The organism is Stenotrophomonas sp. NPDC077421 (assembly GCF_049545505.1).
Lineage (GTDB): Bacteria > Pseudomonadota > Gammaproteobacteria > Xanthomonadales > Xanthomonadaceae > Stenotrophomonas > Stenotrophomonas nematodicola.
In genome coordinates, this window is sequence record NZ_JBMWDP010000064.1 from 1 (window position 1) to 9,935 (window position 9,935).

Annotated in this window: 7 protein-coding genes; 1 reads left to right on the plus strand and 6 read right to left on the minus strand. The window is 67.1% G+C overall.

Annotated elements, in window-relative coordinates:
- Nucleotides 1-85: 85 nt before the first annotated feature.
- The 3 genes from ACPEH1_RS20040 to radA form a co-directional block, all read right to left on the minus strand.
- Nucleotides 86-2,392, minus strand: a complete 2,307-nt coding sequence (locus tag ACPEH1_RS20040; RefSeq protein ID WP_136004384.1) for a hypothetical protein — start codon at nt 2,390-2,392, stop codon at nt 86-88.
- 45 nt (nt 2,393-2,437) lie between these two features.
- The gene (locus tag ACPEH1_RS20045) at nt 2,438-4,294 is read right to left on the minus strand and encodes an ATP-binding protein (RefSeq protein WP_017355331.1); all 1,857 of its coding nucleotides are present in this window, start codon (nt 4,292-4,294) and stop codon (nt 2,438-2,440) included.
- A 127-nt stretch (nt 4,295-4,421) separates the two neighbouring features.
- Nucleotides 4,422-5,798: a DNA repair protein RadA gene (gene radA, locus ACPEH1_RS20050; protein ID WP_017355330.1), complete on the minus strand. Its 1,377-nt coding sequence runs from the start codon at nt 5,796-5,798 to the stop codon at nt 4,422-4,424.
- A 149-nt stretch (nt 5,799-5,947) separates the two neighbouring features.
- On the opposite strand from radA, the gene ACPEH1_RS20055 reads away from it, so the two are divergent.
- Nucleotides 5,948-8,011, plus strand: coding sequence for a putative bifunctional diguanylate cyclase/phosphodiesterase (locus tag ACPEH1_RS20055; protein ID WP_017355329.1), 2,064 nt, complete (start codon nt 5,948-5,950; stop codon nt 8,009-8,011).
- A gap of 186 nt (nt 8,012-8,197) precedes the next feature.
- Here the strand turns inward: ACPEH1_RS20055 and cyoD are convergent, their stop codons facing one another.
- From cyoD to ACPEH1_RS20070, 3 genes are all read right to left on the minus strand, one after another.
- Nucleotides 8,198-8,548, minus strand: coding sequence for a cytochrome o ubiquinol oxidase subunit IV (gene cyoD / locus ACPEH1_RS20060; RefSeq protein WP_017355328.1), 351 nt, complete (start codon nt 8,546-8,548; stop codon nt 8,198-8,200).
- Nucleotides 8,548-9,189, minus strand: coding sequence for a cytochrome o ubiquinol oxidase subunit III (cyoC, locus tag ACPEH1_RS20065; RefSeq protein WP_037590942.1), 642 nt, complete (start codon nt 9,187-9,189; stop codon nt 8,548-8,550). The genes cyoD and cyoC overlap by 1 nt, the downstream gene beginning before the upstream one ends.
- A partial coding sequence (locus ACPEH1_RS20070) for a cbb3-type cytochrome c oxidase subunit I (RefSeq protein ID WP_423716280.1) occupies nt 9,186-9,935 on the minus strand: 750 nt, incomplete at its 5' end. The genes ACPEH1_RS20070 and cyoC, both read right to left, overlap by 4 nt.

Here is a 9,935-nt window from a genome sequence, read left to right on the forward strand (position 1 = left end):
CCCGCCGCCCCGCGGCGCCCCCCGCCCCCCCCCCCCCCCCGGGGGGGGGGGGGGGGGGGGGGGGGGGCCCCCCCCGGCCCGGCCATCACAGACCGTAACGCTCGATCACGTCCAAGTGGCGCTGCGCGTCCTGGTCGCAGGCTTCGGCCAGGCGCAGCCAGCACAGCTGGTGCGGCCACTGCGCGGTCGCGTCGAGCAGGAACCGGTGCAGGTCCAGCGGCGGCTGTTCCTGCGGCTGCGCCACGGTGAACAGCACGCCCGGCAGTGGCACATCGTCGCCTTCGGCATCGGTGAGCTGGTAGTCGTCCGGACTGTGCGTCCACAGCTTCCAGCCACGGGCCTCGACCGCCTCGGCGAAGGCACTCCACGCGTCTTCGCCCGGATGCACGCCATCCACCAGCCAGCTGCCCGCATAGCCACCACTTTCAAGCAGATGGACCTCGGCATAGGTGGGCATGAAGCGCTCGCGCTCCTGCTCGTCCTCCGGCGCCGGATGCACCAGCTCGGCGTCGAACACCACCCAGTCGTCCACGCGCTGGCGGCGGTTGGCCGGCGCGTTCTCGACAATCCGCGCGGTGACCGGGCCGGTGCGGCGCGCATAGTATTCGATCGGCTCGCCACCGTCGGTGCAGCGGATGATCACCCAGCCGAAGGATTCCTCGACCGGGCCGTCGGTGCTGTCCAGCTCCATGCCGATGGCCGCTGCCGAGCCACGCACGGCCGCCCAGTCGCGGGCGGCACTGGCGGCGGTCATGTGATCCCAATGCGCGCTGCGCGGTTCCTCCAGCACCTCGGTGAGGTGGCGGTACTGCACGGCGGCATCCTGGAAGCGCTGCATCGCCATCAAGGCCACGCCCAGCAGGTTGCGCGCACCATGCGACTGCGGCGACAGCGCCAGCAGCGCGCTGCACGCCTGCTCCAGCGTGGCCCAGTCGGACAGCTTGTGTGCCATCTGCGCCTGGCACCACAGTGCGAACACCGGCACCTGCGCCTGGTAATGCTGCATCAGGCGGTCCAGCCCGGCCTGGTCGCCACGCTGCACCAGCAGGCGCAGGAGCGAGTACGCCGGGGCGGCATCCTCATGCGGGTGGCGCTCGACAAACGCCCACAGCAACGCGATGGCCTCTTCCTCCGCACCACAGGCGTTCAGCGCCGAGGCGGCGACATCCAGCATGGCTGCGTCGTCGGGACGCTGCTCCACGCCCTGCAGCAGCCATTGCGCCTCGCGCTCCGGATCACGCCCATCGCCCTGCTCGCCCTGTTCAACCAGCCAGTCAAGCAGGCCTTCGGCAGGAACAGGCAACGCGGCGGTGCTGGGAGCGGCATCGATCCGTGCGGCCATCGCGGCGATCGCATCGCTGGCGCCGCGGTCCTGGCGCAGTTGGCCCACGTGCTGGCGGGCCAGTGCCAGGTGGCGGCGCGCGGTCCACACCGCACCGCGCTGCAGCGCCATGTCCACGCACAGCCCGGCGATTTCGATCACGAAGCGATGTGCACCGACCTCGGCGTAATGCGCCAGGGTCGCGTTGAGGCGGCGCCCCAGATCCCAACTGTTGCGCTCGGGCGCATTGCGCACCAGCAGCGCCACGGTGTGCGCCCACATGCGACGGTAATTGGGCGACAGCTGGTTGAACGGTACCAGCGATGCCAGCGCCTCCTCGTCGCGGCCCAGCTGCGCCAGTGCCCACGCGCGCGACAGCTTGCGCGGAACAGTGCAGTTGGCAGGCTCGTAGTCACCTTCGGCGTCCACTTCGGCCTGTCGCACATCGATCAACGCCAGCGCCTCGGCCGCGCGGCCGCTGGCGAGCAGGATCTTGATGCGCATCTCCGGGAAGCTGTCGTATACCTTGCCGCCGTGCGCCAGCACGGTACCGGCCTGCACATCCAGATAATCCAGCGCGCCCTGGCTGTTGCCGTCATCGAGCAGTGCATCGGCCTTCTCGCAGCTCAGGCACTGGAAGCACGCCCAGCTCGGATTGATCCGCGCCAGCGTTTCCTCGCAGACCTCGATGCGCTCGGGCACCCAGCCGGGGCCATCGATGTTGCCGTAACAGGCCGCCAGGTCCTGGGTCACGCAGATCGACTGCGGGCACTCCACCGTATCGGCACGGTGGGCGCGTTCGAACAGCGCCACGGCGTCGCCCAGCGCCGACTCGCCTTCCAGTCGGTTGCCGACGCGGTTGCGCATGTCCCAGTGGCCGACAAACACCTCCAGCCACGGATTGCCCAGCGTTTTGCCCAGCGCACGCGCTTCGGGCAGCAGGGCATCCACGCGGTCCATGCGCAGTTCGCAGACCTCATCGGTCAAGCGCGTCAGCAGCTGCGCGCTCTGCGCCTGCCCGGCTTCGCCGAGATCGTCCTGCAGTTTTTCAACCCAATTCCAGATATCCATGCGGTCGTGCCGTCCTGTGGTGCGTAACGTTGAAGAAAGGGAGGGTCAGCGCGCCTGCAGCATCTGCTGCAGGGCATCGGCGATGTCGCCGAACGCGCGGTTGAGATCGGTGCTGGCCGCGCCGCCGTCCTGTGCGCGACCCTGCGCGCTGACGATCACCTTCAGCGAGCGCAGCAGGCGTGCGGCGGACGCGGCCTGCGGGTTGCCGGCGCGCATTGCCGCCAGCAGCGCCTGCACGGCGGGGTTGTCCAGGTTGAGGTAAAGGCGCGACGGGGCGCGCGCCACGATCCGGGCGGTGAACTGTCGCGCCAGCCGCAGCGCGGCCATCGACACGCGCTTGTCGTTCTCGTCGTCCTCCAGACGGCGTTTCAGCTCGGCCTCGCGATCGGGCACCACCACCACCGGCAGTTCAGACGGGCTGAAATGCGCCGGCAGCAACTGCTCGCCGTCACCCAGATGGGTCTGCAGCCAGTCCATTTCGGCATCGGGCAGCGTATCGGTGCGGAACAGCGCGCGGTTGCCCTGCTCGGTGCCCAGCTCCACCAGGCGCATGCCCTTGGCCTGGGTCCAGCGGCGAAGGAACGGCACCACCGCGTAACGGTTGCCATGCGCCACCGGCACGCCCATCGCACGGAACAGCATTTCCTCGAACCCGCCGCCGCTGTCCAGGATCACGTGGACCGCACCGCGCGACGGCAGTTCGCTGGCCTTGATGTCACCCTGCGAACTGGGCACGCGCACGTGTTCGAGCAGCAGCTGGAACAGGCGGTCGTCGCAAAGCGACGCCCCGAGCAGCGCTTCGTTGTGCCGCACCAGAATGCGTCGCCATGCTTCGGGCTGCTGGCGTGCGATCTCCACCAGCCCATCGATCAGGGCCTCTCCCAGCGCATGCTGCACGGCGCTGTAGGTTTCATCGCGCTGCAGATCTTCGCGGCTGGCGGTGGGCGTCAACCGGCTCGATTCGATCACCCCGCCGATGAAACCGGCCCACGGTGGCAGCAGATCGCGTGCGTCGTCGTCGAGCAGCATGCCGCGCACGAACACCGAGAGATTGCGGTTGTCACTGGTGCCGTAAGTGGCACCGTCCTGTACCCAGAGCAGGCCCACCGCATCGCTGCCGCCATCGGCGCGCAACGGCATGCAGGCGATCGGCTCGAAGCTGCGTTCGAAGTGCGCGGCAAACTCCAGGCCACGGCGCTGCGCCTGCAGCGGGTGCATGACCACACCGGCCTGTGGTCGCCACGGCGGCGGCTCGGGATTGATCGCGCGCGCATCCTGGCCAATGTGGATCGGCTCCCCCAGCAACGCGCAGTACCGGCCGAGGATGTCGCGCAGGTTCTGCTCCTGCGCCAGATGCACGTAGCTGCTGTGCAACTCGAGGATCACCTCGGTCCCCACCGCACGGGCCGGCATCGGTGACACCGTGTACTGCTCGGCATTGCTGGACACGTAGCAGTGGCCCAGCGTCGGCTGCTGGTAGGAGGTGGTGCGCACGGTGACCCGGCGTGCCAGCACGAACGCGGACAGGAAGCCCAGCCCGAACATGCCGATCAGCCCCTCGTCGTCTTCACCCGCCTGGCGCAGGCCACGGGTGTAGCCCACGCCGACCGTGGCCAGGTAATCGTGGATTTCCTGCTGGGTCAGGCCGGCACCGGTATCGATGATGCGCACGATGCCGTTGACGGCATCGCCATGCACTTCAATCCGGCCCGGGTCCTGCCAGTCGGCCTGCTCCAGGCGCCGCCGGACCAGTGAATCGTGCGCGTTCTGCACCAGTTCGCGCAGTGCCACCACCGGGGTGGAATACAGATGCTTGCCAAGGACAGTCATCAATCCGTTGAGGTCGACACCGGCGCGACGGATCTCGCTGGCGCCCTGTACATCCAGGGGAGTCTCTTGCATGTAATCGTTTTCTCTGGCGGGCGCACCCCGGCCGGGATGCGCGCTGGAACGAGGATTTCGGGAAAGGAAACCTAGCACAGCCCGGCCGCGCATTGCCTGCGCGGCGCGGGCGTCGGAAACAGCCCGTTCAGATCGCGTCGATGGCCTCGGACAGCCGCTCCACCGCGATCACCTCCATGCCCTTCACGCTTCCGGCCTTGGGCGCATTGGCTTTGGGCACGATGGCGCGCTTGAAGCCATGCGTGGCGGCCTCGCGCAGCCGGTCTTCGCCATTGGGCACCGGGCGGATCTCGCCGGACAGACCCACCTCGCCGAACGCGATGGTCTTTTCGGCCAGCGGGCGGTCCTGCAGCGAGGACAACACCGCCAGCAGCACCGGCAGGTCGACCGCGGTCTCCTGTACGCGGATGCCGCCGACCACATTGACGAACACGTCCTGGTCGCCGACCAGGACGCCGCCGTGACGGTGCAGCACGGCCAGCAACATGGCCAGCCGGTTCTGCTCCAGGCCCACCGCCACCCGGCGCGGGTTGGACAGTGGCGAGGCGTCGACCAGCGCCTGCACTTCCACCAGCAACGGCCGGGTGCCCTCGCGGGTGACCATGACGCAGCTGCCGGGCTGGCGCGTACTGCCACCGGACAGGAAGATCGCCGAGGGATTGGAGACTTCCTTCAGCCCTTTCTCGCCCATCGCGAACACGCCCAGTTCGTTGACCGCACCAAAGCGGTTCTTGAACGCGCGCAGCAGGCGGAAGCGGCTGCCGCTCTCGCCTTCGAAATACAGCACCGCATCGACCATGTGCTCGAGCACGCGCGGGCCGGCAATGCCGCCCTCCTTGGTCACGTGCCCGACCAGGAACACCGCGGTGCCGGTTTCCTTGGCAAATCTGACCAGCCGGGCCGCGCTTTCGCGCACCTGGCTGACCGAGCCAGGTGCGGCGGTCAGCGATTCGGTCCACAGCGTCTGCACCGAGTCGGCAACCATCAGCTTCGGCTTGGCCACGCTGGCATGCCTGAGGATCGCCTCGATCCCGGTCTCGGCCAGCGCATTGACCCCGTCCAGCGGCAGATCCAGACGCACCGCCCGTCCGGCCACCTGCGACAGCGACTCCTCACCGGTGATGTACAGCACCGGCAAGGACGCGGCCATCTTCGCCACGGCCTGCAGCAGCAGGGTGGATTTGCCGATGCCCGGATCGCCGCCGACCAGTACCACCGCGCCCTCCACCAGACCACCGCCGAGCACGCGGTCGAACTCGCCGATACCGGTGCTCACCCGCAGGTGTTCGGTCTGCTGCACATCCTTGAGCGCCATGATCTGCGGGGCATCGACCTTGCCGGCCCAGCCCGAGCGTCGCGCCGCCGGCGACTTGGCGGCGGCGGCGCTTTCCAGCACCACCTCGCCAAGCACGTTCCAGACCCCGCATTCGGTGCACTGGCCCTGCCACTTGCTGTATTCCGCGCCGCATTCGCTGCAGACGTAGGCGGTGAGCCTCTTGGCCATGTCCACTTCCACTTCATCGTCAGGCGGTCAGGATAGCCGAGCCGCGTCGCAGCATCCGAGACGCGGCGCGCACGGACCTAAAGAATCCGGCGCCGGTGCCGATACCCCGGCGCACTCCTGCACCCCCTCCGCTCCCCAGGTTTTCTTTCATGTCCGGCACCTACAGCCAGAGTCTTGTCGTGTTCTCGCTGCTGGTCGCCATCCTCGCCTCCTACACGGCGCTGGACATGGCCGGCCGTCTGGCCAGCACGCAGGGGCGCGTGGCACGCTGGTGGCTGGCCGGCGGCGCCGTCGCGATGGGCCTGGGCATCTGGTCGATGCACTTCATCGGCATGCTCGCCTTCGACCTGCCGATTCCGGTCGGCTACGACCTGGCGATCACCCTGTACTCGCTGGCCGTCTCGGTCGGCGCCTCGGCCTATGCGCTGTGGCTGGTCTCCCGCCCGCACCTGCCCTGGGCGCGCCTGGGCGCCGGCGCGGTTCTGATGGGCCTGGGCATCGCGGCGATGCACTACCTGGGCATGGCGGCACTGCAGATGCAGCCGGGCATCACCTACGATCCCCTCTGGTTCACCGCCTCCATCGTGATCGCCATCGCGGCCTCCGGCGCGGCATTGTGGATCGCCTTCCGCCTGCGCGGCGAACAGCGCCGCCCGTTCCTGCTGCGCGGCGCCGCCTCGCTGGTGATGGGCCTGGCGATCGTGGGCATGCACTACACCGGCATGGCGGCCGCCAGCTTCCCGCCCGGCAGCATCTGCGGCGCGGCCTATGGCGAGGGCATCGACAGCAAATGGCTGGCGGTGCTGGTGATCGTCACCACACTGGCCACACTGGGTATTGCCCTGATCGCGTCCGTGTTTGATCGCCAGATGCGCACCCGTACCGGCCTGCTCGCGGACTCGCTGGCGCAGGCCAACGAAAAGCTGATCCAGGCTGCCCTGCATGACCCGCTGACCCAGTTGCCGAACCGGATGCTGCTGCAGGACCGTATCGAGCAGGCGATCGAGAAGGCGCGTCGGCGCCAGTTCACCTTCGCGGTGATGTTCTGCGATCTGGACGGTTTCAAGACCATCAATGACGCCTACGGCCACCAACTCGGCGACAAGCTGCTGATCCAGATGAGCCAGCGCGTGGCCGCGCTGCTGCGCGCCCAGGACACCTTCGCGCGTCTGGGCGGCGACGAGTTTGTCATCGTGTTCCAGGTCGACGCGCCGGAAGATGCCGCCGTGGTGGCCGAGCGCATCATCGCCACCATCGCCGAACCCTTCGTGATCGACGCGCTGGAGCTGCAGGTCAGCGCCAGCCTGGGCATCGCGCTGTACCCGGCCGATGCCACCAGCGAACGCGACCTGATGGCGCATGCCGATGCCGCCATGTACCACACCAAGGAATCCGGCCGTAACGGCTATACATTCTTTACCCAGTCGCTCAACGTCAGCGCCAACCGCCAGCTCAAGCTGCTGCAGGAGCTGCGCAAGGCCGTGATCCGCAACGAACTGGTGCTGCACTACCAGCCCAAGTTCCCGGCCAACGGCCAGGCCCTGACCGGTGCGGAGGCACTGGTGCGCTGGCAGCATCCGGAGCTGGGGCTGCTGTCACCGGATGCCTTCATTCCGTTGGCCGAGCGCAGCGGGCTGATCCTGCAGATCGGCGACTGGGTGCTGGACCGCGCCTGCGCGCAGCTGCGCCAATGGCACGACGCGGGCCACGCGGACTGGTCGATGGCGGTCAATCTCTCGCCCCTGCAGTTTGGCTCCAGCACCCTGCTCGAGACCGTGCGCGGCACGCTGGAGCGCCATGCGCTGGCGCCTCGCTGGCTGACCCTGGAAGTGACCGAAACCACAGCGATGAAGGACGTCGAGGCCAGCCTGCAGATCCTCCACGGGCTGACCGCAATGGGCGTGAACATTTCCATCGACGACTTCGGCACCGGCTATTCCAGCCTGCTGTACCTCAAGCGCATGCCAGCCACCGAGCTGAAGATCGACCGGGCGTTCGTGCATGACCTGGAAGAAAACGCCGAAGACGCGGCGATCGTCTCCTCGATCATCGCCCTCGGCCGCTCGCTGCAGCTGCGGATCGTCGCCGAAGGCGTGGAAACCGACGGCCAGCGCCAGTACCTGAGCGATCTCGGCTGCGATCTGCTGCAGGGCTATCACCTCGGCAAACCCGTGGGTGCCGAAGAGTTCCTGCGGTTGGCGCGCGCCGCGTGAGGGGCTGTGCCGACCGGCGGTCGGCACCTACAGCCGCCACCGGCCTCCCTCGGCGTATGCGACACCCGGGGTAGAGCCGACCGTTGGTCGGCTGCCCTTCGCTCCGGCACCGGCACCGCCCCACTCACCCAACAAACAGAAAGGCCGCCCGGAGGCGGCCTTTCTGCATGCCGGGGTCCGAAGACCTCAATGCATCATATGCACGTTCATGTTGTGCATGACCCACAGCGAACCGGCGACGATGATGCCGATCACCACGACGGTGAAGGCCGCCGCGCTGACGTTCCAGCGCTGTTCGGAGGAGCGGTCCAGGTGCAGGAAGAACACCAGGTGCACCAGAATCTGCAGCACCGCGGTGATCACGATGATGATGCCGGTGGTCAGACGCGGCAGGTCGCCGTGCATGACGGCCCAGAACGGGATGATGGTCAGCACTGCAGCCAGCAGGAAACCGATCAGGTACGACTTGACGCTGCCGTGGCTCTCACCGCCGGCGCTGTGGCCGTGGTCGTGTGCGTGATTGTCATGTGCGGACATTACAGCGCTCCATTCAGATAGACGACGGAGAACACGCCGATCCAGATCAGATCCAGGAAGTGCCAGAACAGGCTCAGGCACGCCATGCGGGTCTTGTTGGTCGGGGTCAGGCCGTTCTGCTTGATCTGGATGAACATGATCAGCAGCCACAGCAGGCCCGCGCTCACGTGCAGACCGTGGGTACCGACCAGCGCGAAGAACGCCGACAGGAACGCACTGTGGTCCGGACCGTAGCCCTGATGGATCAGGTGGTTGAACTCCCACACTTCCATGACCATGAAGCCGAAGCCCAGCAGCCAGGTGATGGCCAGCCACAGGTACATCTGGCCGACCTTGTGCTTGTGCATGGCAATCATGCCCAGACCGAACGTCAGCGAGGACACCAGCAGCAGCGTGGTTTCCCACGCCACGAACGACAGTTCGAACAGGTCCTTCGGACCCGGGCCGCCGTTGGTACCGCCGGACAGCACGATGTAGGTGGCAAACAGCGTGGCGAAGATGAGGCAGTCGCTCATCAGGTACACCCAGAAACCGAAGACGGTATTGCCGCCGGTGTCGTGGTGCTCGTGGTCATCATGGCCGTGGGCCGCCGCATGCGCGGCGTGCCCGTGGTTCATGGTGTTGGGGATAGTGCTGCTCATGCCTTCAGCTCCGATTTCACCAGGCCCTGCGCCACCAGGTGGCGACGGTGCTCATTCTCGATCCGCTCCACTTCGGCGGCCGGCACGTAGTAATCCACGTCCTTGTCGAAGGTGCGCCAGATGAAGGTGCCGATCATGCCGATCATGCCCACGATGGCCAGCCACCAGATGTGCCAGATCATCGCAAAGCCGAACACCAGGCTGAAGGCGCCGATCACCACACCGGTGCCGGTGTTGCGCGGCATGTGGATGTCGGTGTACCTGGCCGGGCGTTCCCACGCCTCACCACGCTGCTTGCGCTCCCAGAACTCGTCCAGTTCGTTGACGCGCGGCAGCGAGCCGAAGTTGTAGAACGACGGCGGCGAAGAGGTTTCCCACTCCAGCGTACGGGCATCCCACGGGTCGCCGGTCAGGTCGGCGGTCTTCTTGCGGTCGCGGATCGACACGGCGATCTGGATGACCTGGCACAGAATGCCGGCACCGATGATGAAGGCACCAAACATGGCGATGATCAGCAGCGGCTGGTACTCCATGTTCGGGTAGCTCTGCATGCGGCGGGTCATGCCCATGAAGCCCAGGATGTACAGCGGCATGAACGCCACATAGAAGCCGATGAACCAGCACCAGAACGCGCGCTTGCCCCAGGTTTCATTGAGACGGAAGCCGAACATCTTCGGCCACCAGTAGGTGATGCCAGCGAACATGCCGAACACCACGCCGCCGATGATGACGTTGTGGAAGTGGGC

What these genes read in the sequence shown, in the direction of transcription:
- ACPEH1_RS20045 (WP_017355331.1), bottom strand. Translation starts at nt 4,294, where the DNA reads ATGCAAGAGACTCCCCTGGATGTACAGGGCGCCAGCGAGATCCGTCGC.
- ACPEH1_RS20040 (WP_136004384.1), bottom strand. Translation starts at nt 2,392, where the DNA reads ATGGATATCTGGAATTGGGTTGAAAAACTGCAGGACGATCTCGGCGAA.
- cyoC (WP_037590942.1), bottom strand. Translation starts at nt 9,189, where the DNA reads ATGAGCAGCACTATCCCCAACACCATGAACCACGGGCACGCCGCGCAT.
- cyoD (WP_017355328.1), bottom strand. Translation starts at nt 8,548, where the DNA reads ATGTCCGCACATGACAATCACGCACACGACCACGGCCACAGCGCCGGC.
- radA (WP_017355330.1), bottom strand. Translation starts at nt 5,798, where the DNA reads ATGGCCAAGAGGCTCACCGCCTACGTCTGCAGCGAATGCGGCGCGGAA.
- ACPEH1_RS20055 (WP_017355329.1), top strand. Translation starts at nt 5,948, where the DNA reads ATGTCCGGCACCTACAGCCAGAGTCTTGTCGTGTTCTCGCTGCTGGTC.